The 21,152-nt window shown below is 68.1% G+C and carries 20 protein-coding genes; 13 read left to right on the forward strand and 7 right to left on the reverse strand.

Going from position 1 to position 21,152, the window contains the following annotated elements; translation table 11 throughout:
- Positions 1-74: 74 nt before the first annotated feature.
- From DBZ45_RS07740 to DBZ45_RS07770, 7 genes are read left to right on the forward strand one after another with little or no spacing between them, the layout of a single operon-like run.
- Positions 75-611, forward strand: coding sequence for a D-glycero-alpha-D-manno-heptose-1,7-bisphosphate 7-phosphatase (locus DBZ45_RS07740; RefSeq protein WP_111903329.1), 537 nt, complete (start codon positions 75-77; stop codon positions 609-611).
- Positions 608-1,684 carry a glycosyltransferase family 9 protein gene (locus DBZ45_RS07745; RefSeq protein ID WP_111903330.1) on the forward strand — a complete coding sequence of 359 codons (1,077 nt, stop codon included), beginning with the start codon at positions 608-610 and terminating at the stop codon, positions 1,682-1,684. Before DBZ45_RS07740 ends, DBZ45_RS07745 begins: the two co-directional genes overlap by 4 nt.
- The gene (locus DBZ45_RS07750; protein WP_111903331.1) at positions 1,681-2,772 is read left to right on the forward strand and encodes a glycosyltransferase; all 1,092 of its coding nucleotides are present in this window, start codon (positions 1,681-1,683) and stop codon (positions 2,770-2,772) included. The genes DBZ45_RS07745 and DBZ45_RS07750 overlap by 4 nt, the downstream gene beginning before the upstream one ends.
- The gene (locus tag DBZ45_RS07755; RefSeq protein ID WP_111903332.1) at positions 2,769-4,022 is read left to right on the forward strand and encodes a glycosyltransferase; all 1,254 of its coding nucleotides are present in this window, start codon (positions 2,769-2,771) and stop codon (positions 4,020-4,022) included. Before DBZ45_RS07750 ends, DBZ45_RS07755 begins: the two co-directional genes overlap by 4 nt.
- Positions 4,019-4,759: a D-sedoheptulose-7-phosphate isomerase gene (locus DBZ45_RS07760; RefSeq protein ID WP_223256974.1), complete on the forward strand. Its 741-nt coding sequence runs from the start codon at positions 4,019-4,021 to the stop codon at positions 4,757-4,759. The genes DBZ45_RS07755 and DBZ45_RS07760 overlap by 4 nt, the downstream gene beginning before the upstream one ends.
- Positions 4,756-6,132: a D-glycero-beta-D-manno-heptose 1-phosphate adenylyltransferase gene (gene rfaE2, locus DBZ45_RS07765; RefSeq protein WP_111903333.1), complete on the forward strand. Its 1,377-nt coding sequence runs from the start codon at positions 4,756-4,758 to the stop codon at positions 6,130-6,132. The genes DBZ45_RS07760 and rfaE2 (DBZ45_RS07765) overlap by 4 nt, the downstream gene beginning before the upstream one ends.
- Positions 6,133-6,176: 44 nt before the next feature.
- Positions 6,177-6,878: an SDR family oxidoreductase gene (locus DBZ45_RS07770; RefSeq protein ID WP_111903334.1), complete on the forward strand. Its 702-nt coding sequence runs from the start codon at positions 6,177-6,179 to the stop codon at positions 6,876-6,878.
- Here the strand turns inward: DBZ45_RS07770 and DBZ45_RS07775 are convergent.
- The gene (locus DBZ45_RS07775) at positions 6,844-8,037 is read right to left on the reverse strand and encodes a glycosyltransferase family 9 protein (RefSeq protein WP_111903335.1); all 1,194 of its coding nucleotides are present in this window, start codon (positions 8,035-8,037) and stop codon (positions 6,844-6,846) included. The two genes, DBZ45_RS07770 and DBZ45_RS07775, sit on opposite strands and share 35 nt — an antisense overlap.
- Positions 8,038-8,322: 285 nt before the next feature.
- Between DBZ45_RS07775 and DBZ45_RS07780 the strand changes: the two genes are divergently transcribed.
- From DBZ45_RS07780 to DBZ45_RS07790, 3 genes are all read left to right on the forward strand, one after another.
- The gene (locus DBZ45_RS07780; RefSeq protein ID WP_111903336.1) at positions 8,323-9,750 is read left to right on the forward strand and encodes an aldehyde dehydrogenase family protein; all 1,428 of its coding nucleotides are present in this window, start codon (positions 8,323-8,325) and stop codon (positions 9,748-9,750) included.
- The gene (gene rfaE2 / locus DBZ45_RS07785; protein ID WP_111903337.1) at positions 9,747-11,264 is read left to right on the forward strand and encodes a D-glycero-beta-D-manno-heptose 1-phosphate adenylyltransferase; all 1,518 of its coding nucleotides are present in this window, start codon (positions 9,747-9,749) and stop codon (positions 11,262-11,264) included. The genes DBZ45_RS07780 and rfaE2 (DBZ45_RS07785) overlap by 4 nt, the downstream gene beginning before the upstream one ends.
- 107 nt (positions 11,265-11,371) lie before the next feature.
- Entirely contained in the window at positions 11,372-12,316 is a 945-nt protein-coding gene (locus DBZ45_RS07790) for a spermidine synthase (RefSeq protein WP_223256975.1), read from the forward strand.
- A 28-nt stretch (positions 12,317-12,344) separates the two neighbouring features.
- On the opposite strand, the gene DBZ45_RS07795 is transcribed toward DBZ45_RS07790, so the two are convergent.
- Positions 12,345-13,262, reverse strand: coding sequence for a LysR family transcriptional regulator (locus tag DBZ45_RS07795; protein WP_111903338.1), 918 nt, complete (start codon positions 13,260-13,262; stop codon positions 12,345-12,347).
- 162 nt (positions 13,263-13,424) lie between these two features.
- Here DBZ45_RS07795 and DBZ45_RS07800 point away from each other — a divergent pair, with 162 nt between their 5' ends.
- Positions 13,425-14,174 carry a 3-hydroxybutyrate dehydrogenase gene (locus DBZ45_RS07800; RefSeq protein WP_111903371.1) on the forward strand — a complete coding sequence of 250 codons (750 nt, stop codon included), beginning with the start codon at positions 13,425-13,427 and terminating at the stop codon, positions 14,172-14,174.
- Positions 14,175-14,199: 25 nt separating this feature from the next.
- On the opposite strand, the gene DBZ45_RS07805 is transcribed toward DBZ45_RS07800, so the two are convergent.
- The 5 genes from DBZ45_RS07805 to DBZ45_RS07825 all read right to left on the reverse strand — a co-directional run bounded on the left by DBZ45_RS07805 (position 14,200) and on the right by DBZ45_RS07825 (position 18,314).
- On the reverse strand, positions 14,200-14,835 hold the full coding sequence (locus DBZ45_RS07805) for a LysE family translocator (RefSeq protein WP_111903339.1): 636 nt from the start codon (positions 14,833-14,835) through the stop codon (positions 14,200-14,202).
- 96 nt (positions 14,836-14,931) lie between these two features.
- Positions 14,932-15,126, reverse strand: coding sequence for a helix-turn-helix domain-containing protein (locus DBZ45_RS07810; protein WP_111903340.1), 195 nt, complete (start codon positions 15,124-15,126; stop codon positions 14,932-14,934).
- Between the two features lie 47 nt (positions 15,127-15,173).
- Complete coding sequence (locus tag DBZ45_RS07815) at positions 15,174-15,428, reverse strand: hypothetical protein (RefSeq protein WP_111903341.1); 255 nt, start codon at positions 15,426-15,428, stop codon at positions 15,174-15,176.
- Between the two features lie 257 nt (positions 15,429-15,685).
- Positions 15,686-17,179, reverse strand: coding sequence for an amino acid permease (locus DBZ45_RS07820; protein WP_190243056.1), 1,494 nt, complete (start codon positions 17,177-17,179; stop codon positions 15,686-15,688).
- Between the two features lie 217 nt (positions 17,180-17,396).
- Positions 17,397-18,314: an SDR family oxidoreductase gene (locus DBZ45_RS07825; RefSeq protein ID WP_111903342.1), complete on the reverse strand. Its 918-nt coding sequence runs from the start codon at positions 18,312-18,314 to the stop codon at positions 17,397-17,399.
- A gap of 212 nt (positions 18,315-18,526) precedes the next feature.
- Here DBZ45_RS07825 and DBZ45_RS07830 point away from each other — a divergent pair, with 212 nt between their 5' ends.
- Complete coding sequence (locus tag DBZ45_RS07830; protein WP_111903343.1) at positions 18,527-19,351, forward strand: IclR family transcriptional regulator; 825 nt, start codon at positions 18,527-18,529, stop codon at positions 19,349-19,351.
- Positions 19,352-19,587: 236 nt separating this feature from the next.
- On the forward strand, positions 19,588-21,152 hold a 1,565-nt coding region (locus tag DBZ45_RS07835), incomplete at its 3' end, for a urocanate hydratase (protein WP_111903344.1).

The following is a 21,152-nucleotide window of genomic DNA, read 5'->3' on the forward strand; positions in this document are numbered from 1 at the left end:
TGTCGAGGAGTCTAGCCGAGAAGAAGTGAGCGGCCGGTTGTTTAGGTCTCTGCCGGTCGGGGAACGGAGGGGGTATGGCAACTAACGCTTTGACGCTCAAGGCTGTGCTGTTCGACCGGGACGGGACGCTCGTGGTCGACGTGCCCTACAACGGTGATCCGCAGAGGGTCGAGCCGTACCCCGGTGCGCGGAGGGTCCTCGACGGACTGCGCAGCCGCGGCGTGGCCACCGGCGTCCTGAGCAACCAGTCGGGCATTGCCCGCGGCCTCCTGACGGCGGCGGAGGTGGACAGTGTGAACGCGCGGGTGGAGGACCTGCTGGGCCCCTTTGACGTTTGGGAAATCTGCCCCCATGGAGCTGGTGACGGCTGCCTGTGCCGGAAACCCGCGCCGGGCATGATTCACAGCGCCTGCCGGCGCCTTGGCATCGATCCGTCGGAGGCGGCCTTCATCGGCGACATCGGCAGCGACGTCGAGGCGGCCGCAGCCGCCGGCGCACGGGGTGTCCTGGTTCCCACTCCGCAGACCAGAAGCGAAGAAGTCGAGGCCGCCGCCGAGGTAGCCGCGGACCTCGAGCAGGCCGTTGCGCTGCTGCTTCGCGGACCGGCATGAGCAGGGTCCTCGTGGCCCGGCTGGACAGCGTCGGTGACGTCCTCCTGGCGGGCCCGGCAGTCCGGGCCGTGGCGAACGGACGGCGGGCCGACGGCGGCAGCCCCAACGACGTCGTCGTGCTTTGCGGACCGCAGGGCCAGTCGGCGGCCTCACTGCTGCCCAACGTGGCCGACGTCTTTGCCTGGGACACCCCGTGGATCAGCAACCCTGCTCCGGCGGTCACCGGACCGCATCTGGACTCGCTGGTGGGCTATGTCCGGAATTCCCGCATCACCGAGGCCGTCATCCTCACCTCCTTTCACCAGTCGCCGCTTCCGCTGGCCCTCCTCCTGCGGCTGGCCGGTGTGGAGCGCATCACCGGGGCGTCCACCGACTACGCGGGCTCCCTCCTGGACGTCAGGCTGAAACCCGGCGAGGACTTTCCCGAGGACCAGCCGGAGTCCGTGCGGGCGCTCCGCATCGCCCGGGCGGCGGGCTTCCAGCTCAGGACGGGTGACGACGGCAAGCTCATGGTCAAGGACCCTCCCGGCATCCGGCACCTGGTGGGGGAGGGCCCCTACGTGGTGGTCCACCCGGGGGCAACGGTTCCGGCCCGGGCCTGGCCCCCGCTGCACCATGCGGCTGCCGTGGAGCTGCTGGAGGGCGCCGGCCACCGGGTGGTGGTGACCGGCGGCCCCGGGGAGACGGCCCTCACCGCAACCGTTGCCGGCCCGTCAGCCATTGACCTGGGCGGCCGGACGGACCTATCCACACTGGCCGGCGTCCTCGCCAACGCGGACGTCGTGGTCACCGGGAACACGGGTCCCGCCCACCTGGCTGCCGCGGTCGGAACCCCGGTCGTGAGCCTGTTTTCCCCGGTTGTGCCGGCCGTGAGGTGGGCGCCGTACGGCGTTCCGCTGGAGCTGCTGGGAGACCAGAACGCGCCGTGCCGGCTCAGTCGCGCGCGGGACTGTCCGGTACCCGGACACCCCTGCCTCAGCTCGGTTTCGCCGGAGCAGGTGGTGGACGCGGTGGAACGCCTGCTGAGCGGGGTCTCCTCGCTCAGCACACGGAGAAAGGTCCGGAAACAATGAGAATCCTGCTCTGGCACGTGCACGGGTCATGGACGGACGCCTTTGTCCGCGGCCGGCACGAGTACCTGCTGCCGGTCCTGCCCGGCGGCGGACCCTGGGGACTGGGCCGGGCGGGCCGGCCCTGGCCTGCTTCCGTGCGGGAGGTCGCGTTCGCGGAACTGGACGCTGGCAGCATAGACGCCGTCGTGCTTCAGCGTCCGGAGGAAGCCGAGGAGGTGACGCGCGTCCTGGGCCGCAGGGCCGGCGTGGACCTTCCCGCCGTGTACGTGGAACACAACACCCCCAAGGGTGACGTTCCCTCTACCGTCCATCCGCTCGGGGACCAGAACCGCATCCCGATCGTCCACGTGACCCATTTCAACGAGCTGTTCTGGGACAGCGGCCGCGCACCGACCAGGGTCATCGAGCATGGCATCGCGGACCCCGGCTACCTTTACACCGGCGGGGTCCCGGAGCTGGGCGTAGTAGTCAACGAACCGGTGCGCCGCGGCCGGGTGACCGGCACGGACCTGCTCCCGCGCTTCGCCACCGCAGCCCCGCTCCGGGTCTTCGGCATGGGCGGCGACGGGCTGGCGCAGGCTACGGGAATCCCTTCGGCGCAGCTCACCGTCCGGGGCGATCTGAAAACCGCAGAGCTGCACCATGAACTGGCGCGCTGCCGGGCATACCTGCACCCGCTGCGCTGGACCTCCCTAGGGCTGGCGCTGCTGGAGGCGATGCACCTCGGCATGCCGGTCCTGGCGCTGGCCACCACCGAGGCGGCACGGGCCGTCCCGCCTGAGGCAGGCTGCATCTCCACTGACGTGGAGGAGCTGCGCCGGTGTGCCCGGCAGCTGGTCAACGATCCGGAGGAGGCCCGGCGACGGGGCAAAGTTGCCCGGGAGGCGGCGCTGGAGCGTTATGGGCTGGACCGTTTCCTGGCCGACTGGGACGAGCTGCTGGCGGACCTGGTGCCGGCCGGCCGCGGAGGGAAAGTTCAGGGGGAGGGGCGGCTGGAGCCTTTGGAGGGGGCGCCATCCGGCGATGCAGCTCTGAAGGGGTCCGGACCGGATGCCCTCACCGCGGCGCGAGAAGGGAATATCCATTGAAGATCTCAATGATTTCGGAACACGCCAGCCCCTTGGCAGCGCTTGGCGGAGTGGATGCCGGCGGCCAGAACGTCCACGTGGCGGCCCTTTCGTCGGCGCTGGCCCGTCGGGGCCATCGGGTAACGGTCTACACGAGGCGTGACTCGCCCGATTTGCCCACGAGGGTGCGGGTGCAACCCCGGCTCGAGGTGGTGCACGTGGACGCCGGGCCGGCCGAACACGTGCCCAAGGATGAACTGCTGCCCTTCATGGGCGCCCTGGCGGACGGAGTGGTCCAGGACTGGGGCGACTCGCCGCCGCACGTGGTGCACAGCCACTTCTGGATGTCCGGCGTCGCCGCGCTGGACGCTGCACGCCGTGATTCTGGCGGCTTCCGGGTGCCCGTGGTCCAGACCTTCCACGCCTTGGGCACGGTCAAGCGCCGCCATCAGGGCGCCGCCGACACGAGCCCGGCCGAGCGGCGTTTCCTTGAACCGTCCGTGGGCCGGTCAGCCGACCGGATCGTGGCCACGTGTTCTGACGAGGTTTTCGAACTGCGGGCAATGGGAATTGATACGCGCAGGGTTTCCATCGCCCCCTGCGGGGTGGATCTGGACCTCTTCTCCAGTGACGGGCTGGCCGACCGTCCCTCCCGCTCCCACCGCATCCTGTCCGTGGGCCGACTGGTCCCGCGCAAGGGCATGGACCTGGTGATCCGCGCGCTGCCGTATCTGCTGCAGGCGGGTTTCGACGACGTCGAGCTGCTCATTGTGGGCGGCGACGCGGACACGGGCGGGCAGGATCCGGAGGCGCGCAGGCTGCTGGACCTTGCCCGGGACCTCGGCGTGGCGGACCATGTTGAGCTCCGGGGCCAGGTGGCCCGGGAGGCCATGCCCGGAATCTTCCGGAGTGCGGACGCTGTGGTCTGCACTCCTTGGTACGAGCCCTTCGGCATTGTTCCCCTTGAGGCCATGGCCTGCGGTGTTCCGGTGGTCGCCGCTGCGGTGGGAGGCCTGACAGACAGCGTGGTCGACCGGGGGACCGGCCTGCATGTGCCACCGAAGGATCCCGAAGCCATCGCAGAGGCCGTCGGCACCCTGCTGGCCAACCCCGAACTCAGGGCCAAGCTCGGGCGGGCCGGCGAGCGGCGGGCGAAGGCCCGCTACTCCTGGAGCAGGGTCGCCGCCGAAACCGAAAAGGCCTACCAGCTGGCCATCGCCGGCACTGCGGACGCGGGCCGGCTGGAACCGATGGAAGGAGCGGCACTGTGACTGCGGAATCCCTGCGGGAGGCTGAGCTTCCTGCCATGCACCGGGTTGGCACACCGGGTTTTCCCTCTCCGGACGGGGTCTCCTCCCCGGAAGAGGCCGGGCACGACGGCGCCCCGCACGACGCCAGTCCGGCCGCGCGCGAGGCAGTGCGGACACACCTGGAAAACGTCCTGCCCGCCCTGCGGTCCCTGGAAAGCCAGGCAGACAGGCTGGCCGACTGGGGCGTGGAGCTGGCCCAGCGCCTGCTGAGCGGGCAGAAACTGCTTGCCGCCGGAAACGGCGGCTCCGCCGCCGAGGCGCAGCACCTGACCGCGGAACTTGTGGGCAGGTTCGACGGCGAGCGGATGCCTTTTTCCGCGATCTCCCTGCACGCGGAAAGTTCCGCCGTCACGGCGATTGCCAATGACTACGGCTACGAAGAGCTCTTCGCCCGGCAGGTCCGCGCCCACGGCCGGTCGGGGGACATCCTCGTACTGCTGTCCACGAGCGGCCAGAGCCCCAACCTGCTCCGTGCAGCAGAGGCGGCATCCAGGCTGAACGTGACCACGTGGGCCCTGACCGGGCCGGCGCCCAACCCGCTGGCATCCTGTTGCGATGATGCCGTGGCCATTGATGCGATCTCGGCCAACGCCCAGGAGGGGCACCTGATTGCGCTGCACGCCATTTGCCGGGCCTTCGAAGCCGAGGTGGTCCGCAAGGGCCAGGGTGTTCCTGGGCCGGGGGCTGATCGCCGGTGAGGATCACAGTGGTTGGCGACGTTTTGCTGGACGTGGACCTTTCCGGCGAGGCAACCCGGCTGTGCCCTGACGCGCCGGTCCCGGTGGTGGACGTCTCCGACGTCCGGCGGCGGGCCGGCGGTGCCGGACTCGTGGCCAGGATGCTGGCCCGTGACGGCCACCGCGTCACTCTCGTGACAGTGCTTTCCGACGACGACGCCTCCCTTGAGCTGGAAGGCGCCCTCGCCGGGGTACACGTCGTCTCCGGGCCTTCCGGTGCCAGGACCCCGGTAAAGACCCGGGTCCGGGCGGGTCGCCAGCCGGTGGTGCGGGTGGATGAGGGATGCGGGCGGCCGGAGGTGCCGGCGGCGACGGCGGGCATGCTCAGGGCCCTGGAGCGCGCCGAAGCGATTGTGGTGGCCGATTATGGTCGGGGTGTTGCCGCGAACCAGGAGATTCGCGACCTCCTCGCCGCCCGTGCCGGCGACATTCCGATCGTGTGGGATCCGCACCCCTCCGGCGCCGCACCCGTGCCCGGGGTGGCCGTAGTGACCCCGAACTTGTCCGAGGCTGCCAAGGCCGCAGGTTCCGGCACCGTGGATTCGGGAGCCGGAACGCCCGCGGCGGTTGCCGCCGTCGGCCAAACGCTGCTGGACCGCTGGCAAAGCCAGGCGGTCCTCGTGACCATGGGCGAGCAGGGCGGCACTTTGTCCCAGCGCGACACTTCGCCTCTGGCCATTCCGGCCCCTGCCACCGAAGTGACTGATCCCTGCGGCGCCGGCGACCGGCTCGCGGCAAGCCTGGCCGTACACCTCGCGGAGGGCCGCAGCCTCAGCGACGCGGCGGAACTCGCGATCAACGAGGCGGCAGCTTTCCTCGGCGCCGGCGGAGTGGCCTCCCTGCCCGACCGCCACCGGCCGGTCTGGCACCACAGCCGCGAGGAAGACGCCCTGGACCTTGCCCGGCGGGTGCGCGCCAACGGAGGAACGGTCGTGGCCACGGGAGGCTGCTTCGACCTCCTGCACGCCGGCCACGCCCGCACGCTGGCGGCTGCCAGGGACCTGGGCGACTGCCTGATCGTGTGCCTGAACTCTGACGAATCGGTGCGCCGGATCAAAGGTGAGCAGCGGCCCATTGTGAGCCAGCAGGACCGAGCCGAGCTCCTTCTGGCACTCGAGTGCGTTGACGCCGTCCTGGTCTTCGGGGAGGACACCCCGGAGGCCTGCCTGGAAACGTTGCGGCCGGACGTCTGGGTAAAGGGCGGCGACTACCGCGCGTCGGAGCTGCCCGAAGCAGGGCTGGTCGAGAGCTGGGGAGGGCGCTGCATGACGGTCCCCTTCCACCAGGCCCGGTCCACGTCCGTCCTCGCGGACGCCCTGGCGAAGGTCAGCTGACCTGCATACCAAAACTTGAACTAGTCCCAAGCGAAAGGAACACCATGACTGAATCGACTTTCAAGCCCGGCCGGGTGCTGGTAACAGGCGGTGCCTCCGGTCTGGGGGCCGCCGTCGTCGATGCCGTACTGAAAGCTGGCGGAACGCCGGTGGTGCTGGACCGGGACATCCGGAACGTGTCCGCGGTGAAGGCCTTTGAAGTGGACGTCTCGGACCGCATCGCCGTGACCGAGGCGGTGCAGCAGGCCGCGGAAACCCTGGACGGGCTAGACGCCGTGGTCACCGCGGCGGGCATCGACAGGTGCGGCAAGCTGGAGGACGTGGCCGCGGACGAGTGGGAACGCGTCATCGGGGTCAACCTGATGGGCACAGTGTCCGTTGTCCGGGCGGCGCTTCCGTATCTGAAGGAGTCCCGGGGGCGGGTGGTCACCATTGCGTCCACGTTGGGCAAGCGGGCATCGCCGGAGGCCACCGCCTATTGCGCCTCAAAATTTGGAGTAGTGGGCTTCAGCCATTCGCTGGCGGCTGAGACGGGCGGTCAGATCGGCGTGACCACCATGATTCCCGGCGGAATGAAGACCCGCTTCTTTGATGACCGGGCCGAGCAGTACAAGCCGCAGGACGACTCACGCCTGAACGACCCCGGCAACGTGGCACAGGCGATTTTGTTCGCGCTGTCTCAGCCCACCGGCTGCGAGGTCCGTGAAATGCTTATCTGCCACGAAGAAGAGGGGTCGTGGCCGTGAGCTGGAGCACGTCCTCGTAGACCTCGGCGGGTTCGACGGCCTTCACGGTGGACTCGTCATGAGGACACCGTGGGGCCGTCCATCCGACCTGCGTCATATCCACGCCACACACCTCGCAGCGCGTGGCCCAGCCCAGCTGGACCCGGTGCAGGCTGCGCCCCAGCGGGGCGGCATTGATGGCGTTGCCTGTCCAGTAGATGCCCACAGTTGGTGTGCCCAGGGCCTGGGCCAGGTGGCGGGGTCCGCTGTCGTTGGCCAGCACGACGTCGCTGCCCGCGAGCAGTGCCGCGAGCTCGCCCAGGCTGAGCTTGCCGGCGAGTGACTCTACGGCCGGGCGGGCAGCGTTGGACCGGTCGGTGCGGGTATTTTCGACGGCGAGTTCCACCACCGTTTCGGCCAGTTCCTTTTCACTGCTGTCGCCGACCACAAGAACCCGGAAGCCGTCGTCGGCGGCTTTCCGCGCCACCGCGGCGAATCGTTCGGCGGGCCAGCGCCGGCGCGGATCCGTCGCGCCCGGATGGATCACGAGTGTCGGGTGGTCTCCGGGCCCGCCGTTCCCCAAGGGCAGGTCCTGCGCGAGCTGCTGGCCGAACTCCGGCAGCGCTTGGAGTCTGGCTTCGAGCTCGCGGGGAGGGGCACCGGCAAATCCTGCCACCTCGAGGGCCCGGAGCGGTTCGTGCTGGTAGTACAGGTACGGCACGGTACGCTCCAGCGGAGCCGCATCCGGGGTCCTGGTGCCCACGGTGTGCCGGGCTCCGAGCCGGAGCAGGAAGGGATTTGAGTAGCGCCCGCCGCCGTGCAGTTGGACGGCGAGGTCGAAGTTCCTGACGCGCATTTCGGTGAAGAACTTTTCCAGTTCCTCGTCGTCCTCCGGTCCTGGGCGGACACCTTCGGAAAAAGGCAGGATGACGGTCTCATCCACAGGTCCCATGGTCTGGGACAGCAGCTCAGCATGAATTGGCGTGCCCAGCAGGGTGACGCTGGCGTCCGGATAAGCGGCCTTTAGGGCTGCCACCGCCGGGAGGGCGAACATCAGGTCGCCCAGCCCGCCGCCACGGAGAACAGCGATACGGGAGACGCCGCTGAAGGGTTCCAAGACCGGGCCGATTCCGTGCCCTGTGATGCGTGCTCCGCCGAAGTCGGCGTTGAAGAGTTCCATGGTGTCAGCCCTCTCGGCTCCGGATCGTTGGTCGGGATGCGTTCAGGTCGGGATCGGATCAGTGGGGCCAACCCTACGGTGCATCGGGCCTGTTTTGCCAGCTCGGAAAACCCGGCATGCCAGCTCAGTCATGCCCGCCCTGCCAGCTCGGTAAGACCCGGCCTGCCGGCCCAGAAAACTCCTGCCGGAGGCGCGTGTAAACCGCCCGGCGCCGGGGTACGGATCACCGCAGAGAGGGCGGGAACGGACGCCCGGCAGGCACAGGCCAACCCAGTGAGGAGCCACATGCAATCCACCATCACCAGCGAGCTGGCGAATGAGGAAGACACGCTCACCATCCTGAACCCGCGCACCGGGGAAACCGTCGGCAGCCTTTCCGTCGCGGGGGCAGATGATGTGGCAGGAGCCGTGGCGGCGGCCCGCGATGCCCAACCCGGCTGGGGTGCCACGCCTCCCGGGGAGCGGGGCCGGCTGCTGCGCGAGGCCGCCCAGGCGCTGGAGGCGGCGGCTGCCGGACTTGCGGATCTCAACGCCCAGGAGACCGGCCGTCCGGTGGAGGAGGCACTTGCCGGTATTGCCGCCGGTGTTTCCACGTTGGAGCAGTATGCGGAGCTAGGTCCTGTACACCGCGGTCACAGTCTTCGCGGCAACGTGCTCGCAGCGGACTACACCGTGGCGGAGCCGCGCGGCGTGGCCGTGCTCCTGACGCCGTGGAACGATCCCGTCGCCGTGGCCTGCGGGCTCATAGGGGCCGCTTTGGTTACCGGAAACACCGCCATTCACAAACCGAGCGAGCGCTGCCCCCACCTGGGAGAGCTGTTGGAGGAGGCGCTGGCGCCGGTATTTCCGCCCAACGTGCTGGTCACGCTGACCGGAGGGGCCGACGTCGGGACCCTCCTCACGCAGCAGTCTGACGTTGATATGTTCGCCCACGTCGGGTCCAGCGAGACTGGTGTCCGGATTGCGAAGGCGGCCGTGCTGACGGGCGCCTACGTCATCAGGGAAAACGGCGGGAATGATCCGCTGCTGGTGGACGCGGACGTGGATCCCGGCTGGGCCGCGGAGCAGGCGGCGATCGGAGCCTTCAGCAACAGCGGGCAGATCTGCACGTCGGTGGAGCGGATCTACGTCCACCGGTCCATCGCCGAACCGTTCTGCGAGGCGCTCGCCGGACAGGCGCGGGAGCGGAACACCGAACGCCCGCTCGCGCCGCTCGTGGATACCCGGATGCGGGACGCGGTACACCGGCACGTGGCGGAGGCGCTGCAGCTGGGTGCCCGGGCCGTGGAGGGCGGGACGGTACCTGACGGGCCAGGCGCCTTCTACCCGGCCACGGTTCTCGTGGACTGCACCGACACCATGGATGTCATGGCCGAGGAAACGTTCGGCCCTGTCGCTCCGGTGCGTGTGGTGGACAGCTTCGAGGAAGGGCTAACGCTCGCCGCGGCCGGCCGGTACGGACTTGCCGCCACGGTCCTGACTGGCAGCATCGCCCACGCCCAGCAGGCCGTCGCTTCGTTGCCGGTGGGGACCGTCAAGGTCAACGGGGTGTTCGGGGGCGCGCCCGGCGGGGCCGCCCAGCCCCGGGGCGAAAGCGGGCACGGGTTTGGTTATGGTCCGGAACTGCTGGACGAATTCACACGCGTCAAGGTGGTGCACATCGCTGCGCCGCCTTCGCCGGCGGATCAGGAAACCAGCGGGGCGGCGTCATGACCGCCGAACCGGTGCTTTCGGAGCAACGAGGCCTTGCGGCGTGGCTTCCCCGGAGGTTGGCCCAGGAGCATCCTGCCGTCACCGTCGTGGGCGACTTCATGCTCGACGGCTGGTGGACCGGCACGATCGACAGGATGTGCCGCGAGGCCCCGGCACCCGTGGTGGACATCGCCCGGCGTGACTTTGCCCCCGGCGGTGCCGCCAACACCGCCATGAACCTGGCCGCACTCGGCGCCCGTGTCAGTGTGGCAGGAATCATCGGAGCGGACGACGCCGGCGCGGAACTTCGGCGCCAACTGGTCGCCGCAGGGGTGGACACCACGCTGCTCACCGAACACCCGGACATGGCCACCCCCACCAAGATCCGGATCAGCAGCGGCGGTCAGGTCCTCCTGCGCCTCGACGACACCGCGGCAACTGTCCCGACCGACGCCCTGGCGGCGTTCGAGGCGGCGGTTCCTGCCGCCGTCGGACGCCAGAACGCGGTGGTGATCTGTGACTACGGAACGGGCGTCCTTGCGGAACCGGTCCGCGGCCGGCTCATCGAATCCCTGTCCGGGCGCGGGCAAGACACGCTTGTGGTGGTGGACGCGCACGATCCGCGACCGTGGGCCGGACTTGAGCCGGACCTGGTCACGCCCAACGCGCAGGAGGCCGCCCGGATGCTTGACCTCCGGCTGGGCAGCGGGCCCGAGCGCGCGGCGGTGGTGACCGAGCACGCCGGCGAGCTGCTGCAGGCGACCGGAGCACGCGCCGTCGTGGTCACGCTGGACCGGGACGGGACCGTCCTCATTCCAGCCGCCGGAAACCCGCACCGGACGTGGGCACGGCCTGCCACCGAGAAGCAGGCCTCCGGAGCAGGCGATACATTCGTGGCTGCCCTGACCCTGGCGCGTGCGGCGTCGCTGCCGCTGACGGCCAGCCTGGACCTGGCACAGGCCGCCGCGGACGTGGTGGTCCACCATCCCGGGACGTCGGTGTGCGGCACGGACGAGCTGGGCCGGTACCTGGAAAGCTTCGGCGACGCCGCCCTGGCGGCAGACGAACTGGAGCGGCACATCCGCGCCCACCGCAACGACGGCCAGCGCGTGGTGCTGACCAACGGCTGTTTCGACGTCCTGCACCGCGGGCACACCCGTTACCTGAACCAGGCCAAGCAGCTCGGCGACATCCTGGTGGTGGCGCTCAACAGTGACGACTCCGTCCGGAAGCTCAAGGGGCCGGGCCGTCCCATCAACAGCGTGGCGGACAGGGCGGCCGTGATCGCCGCCCTGAGCTGCGTGGACTACGTGACCGTCTTCGACACCCCGACGCCCATTCCCCTGATCGAACAGCTGCGTCCGGAAATCTACGCCAAGGGCGGGGACTACACGCCGGAGATGCTGGCCGAAACCGAGGCCGTGGAGGGGTACGGGGGCACAGTCACCATCCTCGACTATGTGGCAGAGCGTTCCACCACGGCGATGGTCCAGCGTATCCGCAACGGCGAGGGCGCCCCTGTCCCGGAGGGGTAAACGGCCGCGGGGGCCTGCCGCCGCCCGCCGGTATCGAGCTCTGACCCGGCAGGCCCCTCCACCCCGGTCAACTAGGCTTGAAGCATGACGGAAGCGGCGGAGAACTGATGGGACGGCGCACCAAGTCAGGGGGGAAGCCGGGTTCCCCCGCGGGCAGCAAAACAGGCGGCAGAAGAGGCACAGCAGCGGCCTCCGACGTACTGGAAGTCGCCAAGGGAGTGCGTGCAGGCGGGCCCGTCGAGGGCGTCTACTACATCGACACTGGCGACTGCGAGCTCATCGCCGACCAGGACAACTCCACGGGCTGGCTCCTGCGCATCAACGGCGTGATGAGTTCCCACATAGACCTTGCCGATCCGCTGTTCCTCGACTTCGAGTACATGCGCTGGATGTCCGCCCTCATCGAATCCCGCTGGCAGCCTGAGACCAAGCCCAGGCTGCGGGGTCTGCACCTGGGCGGCGGAGCGTGCTCGCTGGCCCGCTACTTCCACGCGGCCTACCCGGACGCCCGCCAGGTGGTGGTGGAGCTGGACGGAAAGCTCGCCGAGTACGTCCGCGGCTGGTTCGACCTGCCCAAGGCCCCGCTGCTGCGGCTTCGCGTCGGCGAGGCCCGCGCTGTGACCGAGACCCTCACCCCGGACACCCGCGACTTCATCATCCGGGACGTCTTCGCCGGCGCGGTGACCCCGGTTGCGCTGACCACGGCCGAATTCAACGAACATGTCCGCCGGGTGCTCGCCCCCGGCGGAATTTACGTGGTCAATTCTGGCGACGGTCCGGACCTGAAGAATGCCCGGGAGGACGCGGCCACCATCGCGGCCGCCTTCGAACACACCATCATCATCGCGGACCCCGCCATGCTGAAGGGGCGCCGCTACGGCAACATGGTGATGGCCGGCAGCGACCAGCCGTTCGACGACGATCCGCAGCTCGCGCGGCGGCTCCTGGGCGGGGCGGTGCCCGCGCACATCTGGGACGACGCGAAGGTGCGGGCCTTCGCCGCCGGAGCCCAGGTGCGCCACGACCCTGCGCCGCCAGCGGCTGCTGAGTAACTGCCCTCATGGCCGCTCAAAACGGCGCCTAGTCAGCCGCCGATGAAGCCCTGCCCTGCCCGAGCAGCCACTCCCGGTGCGCGGTAGTTTGTTCGCGCAGCGCCGTCACCACGGCAGCGACCGCCGGCCGGCGCATCGACTCCGGGCGCAGGACCATCCAATAGGGCAGCCGTTCGGCGATGTCCCCCGGCAGCAGGCGCACCAGGTCCTCGTGCCTGTCGGCCATGAAACAGGGGAGGAACCCCACCCCGGCTCCTGCCCGGGTGGCCTCGACGTGCACGAACACGTTGGTGGAGCTGACGCCGTCGCGCATTGCCGGCACCAGCCGCCGCGGTGCATCAAGATCGTCCACCTGCAGCATGGAGTCCACGAAGTAGACGAGCGGATGGGCGGTCAGGGCCTCTACCGACTCCGGCGTTCCGTTCGCCTCGATGTACGAGCGGGACGCGTACATCCCGAGCTCGTACTCGCCCAGCCGGAACGCCTCGGCCCGGTGCACCTGCGGCTCGCCCACCACCACCTCGATGTCCAGTCCCGAGCGCTGCTGGAGCGCCCGGCGCGTGACGGTGACGATCTCGACGCTGAGCCCCGGGTGGTCCCTCCTCAGCCGGGCCACCGCCGGAGCGGCGATGTACGCGCTGAAGCCGTCGGTCGCCGTCATGCGTACGACGCCGGTAACCGGGTCAGGCGCGCGGCCTGACGGTCCCAGTGCACGCACCGCCGTTTCCACCTGCTCAGCCACCAGCACGGCCTGGGCGCCGAGTTCGGTCAGCTCCCAGCCCCCGGAGGCGCGGGCGAGGACACGGCCGCCCAGGGCCTTCTCCAAGGCGGCGATCCGGCGTGAAACAGTGGTGTGGTTCAGGCCCAGGACCTGGGCCGCCGTCGTGAATTTCGCCGAGCGGGAGACGGCGAGCAGCACCAGCAGGTCGTCCGGGTTGGCATCCATATCTGCAATTTTGCACGAATCCAGTGCCGGATTAGTCATTGAACCGCGTTCCGTCTGCAGGAATACTCGGGTGAATTAGAAGTGCTGCACGAGTCAACGGCGTGCGGCACGTGTCAACGTGGACACTTGGAGGAGCAGACTGTGGACGCACAAGGTCCGGACGTGGAAAAAAACCTGAACGGCCGCAAGGCGCTGGTTACCGGCGGTGCCAGCGGCATCGGCGCGGCGTGCGTGCGGGAACTGGCCGCCAGGGGAGCCAAGGTGGTGGTGGCCGACGTCGACGAAGCCGGCGCCGCGGCCCTCGCCGATGAGGTGGGCGGCACATCATGGGCTGTCGATCTCCTGGACGTCGAGGTGCTCGCCGCGCTGAGCCTGGACTGCGACATCCTGGTGAACAACGCCGGCATCCAGCGCATCAGCCCCATCGAGGACTTCGATCCCGTCGCGTTCCGGCGGATTCTGGCACTCATGCTCGAAGCGCCCTTCCTGCTGATCCGTGCCGCGCTGCCGCACATGTACGCGAATGGCTTTGGGCGCATCATCAACCTGTCGTCCGTGCACGGTCTCCGGGCCTCTCCGTTCAAGAGCGCCTACGTCTCGGCCAAGCACGGGCTTGAGGGGCTGAGCAAGGTGACGGCACTTGAAGGTGGCGAGCACGGGGTCACGTCCAACTGCATCAATCCCGGTTATGTGCGGACCCCGCTGGTGGAGAAGCAGATCGCTGACCAGGCGCGTGTCCACGGGATTCCGGAGTCGGAGGTCCTGGCGAAGGTGATGCTTACGGAGTCCGCTGTGAAACGGCTGGTGGAACCCGAGGAGGTGGCATCCCTGGTTGCCTGGCTGTCCTCCGACGCTGCCGGAATGGTCACCGGCGCCAGCTACACCATGGACGGAGGCTGGTCCGCCCGGTAATCCCCGCCGTCCCACCCACCGTCCGCTAGCTCTTGGAACCCGTCAGGGCGAGGGTGCCGCCGAGACCGATCATCATTACCCCGCCAGTTGTCGTTACAGCTGCTACCCGGCGGGGTGAGCGCGCGAACCACTGCCTGGCAGTTCCGGCGGCCAGCGCCCAGGCGCTGTCCGAAACCAGCGCTATGGCCAGGAACGTGGCACCAAGCAGGGCGAGCTGGGCGGGAATGGCGCCGGCAGAATGGTCCACGAACTGGGGGAGGACCGCCACGAAGAACACCACGGACTTGGGATTCGTGGCCCCGACAATGAAGCCTTCACGCAGAATCCGCCGGGTGGTCGCCGGCCTGGACGGATCCGGGCTCGCAGGCCCGCCCCGGCGGTGGAGCACCGCCTGGAGTCCCAGATAGATGAGGTAGGCCGCGCCGGCAAACTTCACCACCGTGAACAGCAGTACCGACTCAGCCAGTACCACGCCGAGGCCCACCGCCACGGCTGCGATCTGCAGCAGTTCCCCGCCTGCGTTGCCCAGGACGCTCAGCAGCCCGCCCCGCCGCCCCAAAGCCAGCGACCGTCCGATGACGAACAGGACGCTGGGACCCGGCACGGCGATCAGCAATGCGGAGACCAAAGCGAAGGCCAGGAGATTCTGCAGCGGCAGCATGCCTGATGGTAACGCCGGCGGCGTATACCCAGCCAGCCACGATTCAGGGCAATCTGCCCGCCGGAGCCGGTGCATTCCCGGGTGGAGCCTGAGCTTTCAGCCAGCCGGGTTGCCTGAGGCCCGGATGTACTCCTCCACGGCCGACTCCGGCACGCGGTAGGACTTGCCGAACCGGTCCGCCGCAAGCGTTCCGGCCCGGACCATCCGGTAAACGGTCATTTTGGAAAGGCGCAGGGCTGCGGCCACCTCGGCAATAGTGAGATAGGCAGTCGGCAGGTTGGCGATGGACATGGAATCGGCTCCTGTTGGTCGTCGGCGGGACTGGCGGGATGACCCGCCTAGTCCGGTCGCCTCAGTTGCCGGTGGTCGTAGAAGTAAACCCGATCCGAGGACCGGATCCCGATCGACCGGCCGTTCTTGACCACCACGGTGCCTTCCCGCCTGCCGTTAAACGGATCGTCGCCCAGCAGAACGTCGCCGATCCGGTAGGGAACAGCGGCCGTGCGCGCCCGCTGCAGCGTCTGGGCCAGGAAGCCGGATAACCGCCCGGATTGAATATTTTCTGCCGGCGCCCCGGCCTGGATTTCCAACATGAGGACCACTCCTTCACAGTGTGACCAATCGTCGAATCACTGGTGGCGCGGGGCCGGTACATCATGCAGGGCCTCTACCCCAGCCGGCTGGCACCGTGTAGTCCACTCTAGGGAGCAATCACATGCGTCACACGGGTAACATCTACCTCATTTATCACACCGCGCACTCGCGTAACAGGCGCTGAGTACCTGTCTTTGTCCATTCTTACTACTTGTTTTCGCGAATTCCAGCCCGGCGTGACATTTCCGCGGAAATCCTACTCAGTTTTGGCGACCACGGGCAGCGGTGAGGTCTCGTCCTCAAGGTGGGCCCGGCGTCGTCCGTTGCCCCTGACCCAAAGCCGGTAGGCGGCCACCAGCAGTCCCAGCCACACGGCTCCGACGTACAGCGCCACGCGCGTGTCCTCAAAGAAGCCAAGCACCGCGATCACCAGCACCATGAAGCCGATGGTGAGAACGGACGCCGTCGGCCACCACGGGGAGGGGAAGTCCGACGCCGGCAGGTCCTTCCGGGCGATCTCGCGTTTCATGGCCACGTGGGAGGCGAGAATCATTACCCACACCCAGACCGTGGCGAAGGTGGCGATGGAGGCGATGAGCAGGAAAACATCTTCCGGGATGAGCGCGTTCAGCACCACTCCCACCAGCAGGATTCCGGTCATCATCACCACGGTCATCCACGGCACGCCATGCCGGGACACCCGTCCGAAGCTTTGCGGGGCGTGGCCCTGCTTGGCCAGACCGAAGAGGATCCGCCCGGCGCCGAAAATGTCGCTGTTGATCGCAGACAGAGCGGCGGTTATCACCACGGCGTTGAGAATGTGGGGTGCGGCGGGAATGCCCAGGCCGCTGAAGATCTGGACGAATGGACTGCCGTTGCTGCCGATCTCGTTCCAGGGGAAGAGGCTCATCAGCACTCCCAGGGTCAGCACATAGAACAGCAGGACGCGGACCGGCACGGTGTTGACTGCCTTCGGGATGACCTTCTTGGGGTCGGCTGCCTCGCCGGCCGTGATGCCGATGGTTTCGATGCCGCCGAAGGCGAACATGACGACGGCGAACGAGGCCAGGAGCCCCTCGAAGCCGTTCGGGAACAGGCCGCCGTGCTCCACGAGGTTGCCCAGGCCCGGGGCGGCCGAGGCGTCGCCGTTCTGGAAGCCAAACGCGAGGATGGCCGCTCCGCCCCCGATCATGGCGATAATTGCTGCAACCTTGACCAGCGTGAACCAGAATTCGAGTTCACCGAAGACCTTCACGCTCAGCAGATTCAGCGCGGCGAGAAGGAAGATGATGGCCAGAATCCAGACCCACCGCTCCACGGACGGGAACCAGAAACCCATGTAGATGCTGAAGGCGGTGACGTCGGCGATGGCCACGATCGCCATTTCGAAGACGTAGGTCCAGCCGGTCACGAATCCGGCCAGCGGGCCAAGGTAGCGGCTGGCGTACTGCCCGAAGGATCCCGAGACCGGATGCCGCACGGCCATTTCCCCCAGTGCACGCATCACCATGAACACGGCGGCGCCGCCGATCATGTAGGCGAACAGCACGGCGGGACCGGCTTTTTGGATGGCGGAGGCCGAACCGTAGAACAGTCCTGTGCCGATGGCGGAGCCCAGCGCCATGAAGCGGATGTGGCGGACGTTGAGCCCGCGGTTCAGAACGGTTTCGACGGCGGTTCCGACGGCGGTCCGCGCCGTTCCGGTCCCGCTTAAGGGCGCCAATTCATCTCTTGTTTGGGCTTGTTGCATGCCAATACCTTCTCGTCATTGGGAGGGGGATCGCTATCCAGCAGACCACGTTCGAAGGAGCTGTGATGAGGCTCACGGGGGCTTGGTGTCTTCGATTTCAGACTGTGCGGCCTCAGACCCTGCGCTCGGAATTTGGAGCGAACTGGCAGCAGATGCCCTCAAATCCCGGTTTTGAGGGCGCTACCTGCCAGTTCGCGCTTTGGGTTTTCCCGACGCTTCAGCGATAGCCGCTGGCGTCTGCCGGCAGCCCGGCCTCCTGGATCTCCGCCAGGTAGCGCCAGCAGTCTGGCCGGAAGCCGTCGACGTCGGTAAAGCCGTATTCCTGCGCAAGCCCGCCGGAGGAGAAGGAGTCGCCGGTCCGCCGGTGCACGTCAGGGTCGGCGGCGAGGGCGGCGACCGCCCGGCCCACAAAGCGCGGGCTTTCGGAGATGGCGGCGAAGTGCGGATTCGCGCCGGCCGCCTCGTGCCAATTGGCTTCGGTCACGCCGTAGTGTTCGAGCATCATTTCCGAGCGCATCCAGCCCGGCGTCAGCGCCAGAGCCGTGCACCCGAAGGCCTTCAGCTCCTCGGCCTGGCTGAAGGCGAGCCGCAGGACGGCGGACTTGGCGAGATCGTAAAACGCCGAGAGCCGGTAATGCGCTGCGTTGTACTCTCGGGTACCGTCCGTCATTTCCACCACCAGTCCTCCCGGCCGGCGGATGAGGAGCGGCAGCGCGAAGTGGCTGGTGATCAAGTGCGTGTCGACGGCGCCGTGCAGCATCCGCAAGCCGCCGTCAAGGTCGTGTTCCCACAGGGGCGTGTTCCACTGGATGAGGTTTTCGCCGCCCCAAATGTCGTTCACCAGGATGTCCAGTTGGCCGTGCTCGCCGTCTATCCGGCGGACCAGCGATTCCACCTCCGAAGCGTTGAAATGGTCCACTGCCACTGCGATGCCAGTTCCGCCGGCCGCAGTGACCAGGGCTGCGGTTTCTTCAATGGTCTCGGGCCGACGATAGTCGGAGGTCTGGGTTTTCGTGGTTCGCCCAGTGCAGTAGACCACCGCCCCGGCCTCACCCAGGGCCACGGCGGTACCGCGACCTGCCCCTCGTGTGGCCCCGGAGACCAGAGCTGCCTTGCCCTTGAGCGGAGGTTCCATGGACAAACGCTACCTCCGTGCGCGGGAAAGCGGGACGATGGGCTGACTGTGTGTGCGTGCGGGTCGAGATGTCCGGTATACCAGACATGGGTGTTTCTGAAGCGTGTATGCGGGGAACAGGCTGGGCGCAAGCTTAAGTACGGGATACCGGACACGGTTCGGCAATACCTGAAGACAAGATAGACAGCTTAACGGCGAGGTCCGGAGGACACATGGCAGGCACGGTGGCCGCAACGGCGGCAAAGCGGCCGGAATCGGCAGTCAAGGCGAAAGTTCCAGCCGCCGAAAATACCTTGCGGATCCTCAAACTGCTGGGTTCCAAGCGGGGGCCGATGGCGGCGTCGAACATTGCCACGGCATTGGGACTGCCGCGCTCAAGCGTGTACCACCTCCTTGGCGTCATGGAGGCGAACGGCTTTGTCCTGCACCTGCACGAGGAGCAGCGGTACGGCCTCGGCATCAGCGCCTTCGAGCTCAGTTCCGCGTACTCGCGGCAGGAACCGCTGTCTCGGCTTGGGCGGCCCATGCTGGCCTCCCTCGTTGATGTCCTCGGCGAAAGTGCGCACCTGGCGGTCCTGCACGGGCGGGATGTGCTCTACATCGTGGAGGAGCGGGCCAAGAACCGGCCGTCCCTCGTGACCGACGTCGGCGTCCGGCTGCCGAGCCACCTCACCGCCAGTGGCCGGGCCATTCTTGCCGCGCTGCCGAAGTCCCAGGTCCGTGCCCTGTATCCGAATGCGGCCGCCTTCACTGCCCGGCACGAGGTGGAGGGTGCCATCATGAAGTACTCCGCCCTGTCGTCGCACCTTGACCAGGTGCGGCAGCGTGGTTACGCCACGGAGCACGGTGAGGTGACACCAGGCTTTGGCTCCATCGCCGCCGCGGTCACGGATCATCTCGGATGGCCGACGGCGGCAGTCGCCGTCACGTTCCTCGAGGACAAGCTGCCGGAGGACCAATGGCCGGTGCTCGCCGCCCGGGTCCAAAAAGTCGCCGACGAGCTTTCGGTGCGCATCCACGGCCGCCCGGCGAAGTAGCAAACCAAGTAGGTCGCAGGGCAGGGCGTTCTCAACGCTGGGAACACCCTGAGTTGCTACCCAGGTGGGTCTGGAATACCGGACAGCACCCGCCGGAAACCCCTGTTTGGCCCGCCGCGGAGGGGCTTTAGTTGATACAGAAGCACTTTCGCTCGAATCCCGATTTGCCTAACAACACAGCATTCCGCAACACGCAACAGCGATACAACACATTCCCGCGATACGAAGGAGCCACCATGGCACCCGCCGATTTCACCACCGGTGCCCGCCCGGTCAAAGCAGCCCGCGGCACCGAGCTCACCGCCAAGTCCTGGCAGACCGAGGCGCCGCTGCGCATGCTCATGAACAACCTCGATCCCGAGGTCGCCGAACGCCCGGATGACCTGGTGGTCTACGGCGGTACCGGCCGGGCGGTGCGCTCGTGGGCCGCGTTCGATGCCATCACCCACACCCTGGAAACCATGGAGAAGGACGAGACCCTGCTGGTCCAGTCCGGCAAGCCGGTGGGTGTTTTCCGCACCAACGAGTGGGCGCCGCGGGTGCTTTTGGCCAACTCCAACCTCGTGGGCGACTGGGCCACGTGGCCCGAGTTCCGCCGGCTCGAGGCCGAGGGCCTGATGATGTACGGGCAGATGACGGCCGGGTCCTGGATCTACATCGGCACGCAGGGCATCCTGCAGGGCACGTTCGAAACCTTCGCCGCGATCGCCCGGAAGCTCACCGGGGACAGCAACGGCACGCTCGCCGGCACCCTGACGCTGACCGGCGGCTGCGGCGGCATGGGCGGCGCCCAGCCCCTCGCCGTCACCCTGAACGAGGGCGCCTGCCTGATCATCGACGTCGACGAGACCCGCCTGCGCCGCCGGGCCGGCAAGCGCTACCTGGACGAGGTGGAGACCGACCTCGACGCCGCGATCGCCAAGGTCCTCAAGGCCAAGGAGGAGCGCCGCGGCTGGTCCGTGGGCTATGTGGGCAACGCCGCCGAGGTCTTCCCCGAACTCCTTCGCCGGCACAAGGCCGGTGAGCTGACCATCGACATCGTCACCGACCAGACCTCCGCCCACGACCCCCTGTCCTACCTGCCCGAAGGCATCTCCGTGGACGAATGGCACCGCGAAGCCGAGGCTGACCCGGAGGGCTTCACCAAAAAGGCCCAGGCATCGATGGCCCGCCACGTCCAGGCCATGGTCGAGTTCCAGGACGCCGGCGCCGAGGTGTTCGACTACGGAAACTCCATCCGCGACGAGGCCCGCAAGGGCGGGTACAGCCGGGCCTTCGAATTCCCCGGCTTCGTCCCGGCCTACATCCGCCCGCTGTTCTGCGAGGGCCTGGGCCCGTTCCGCTGGGTCGCCCTCTCCGGTGACCCCGAGGACATCGCCGTCACCGACAAAGCCATCAAGGAGCTCTTCCCGCAGAACCAGCACCTGCACCGCTGGATCGACGCCGCCGCCGAGCGCGTCGAATTCGAAGGCCTGCCGGCCCGCATTTGCTGGCTGGGCTACGGCGAACGCGCCAAGGCCGGGCTGCTCTTCAACCAACTGGTCAAGGAAGGCAAGGTCAAGGCCCCCATCGTGATCGGCCGCGACCACCTGGACTCCGGCTCCGTTGCCTCACCGTACCGGGAGACCGAAGCCATGGCCGACGGCTCGGACGCGATCGCCGACTGGCCCATGCTCAACGCCCTCCTCAACACCGCCTCCGGCGCCACCTGGGTCTCCCTCCACCACGGCGGCGGAGTAGGCATCGGCCGCTCCATCCACGCCGGCCAGGTCTCCGTTGCCGACGGCACCGATCTCGCCGC

Source organism: Arthrobacter globiformis, assembly GCF_003261175.1.
In the GTDB taxonomy this organism is placed as follows: domain Bacteria; phylum Actinomycetota; class Actinomycetes; order Actinomycetales; family Micrococcaceae; genus Arthrobacter; species Arthrobacter globiformis_A.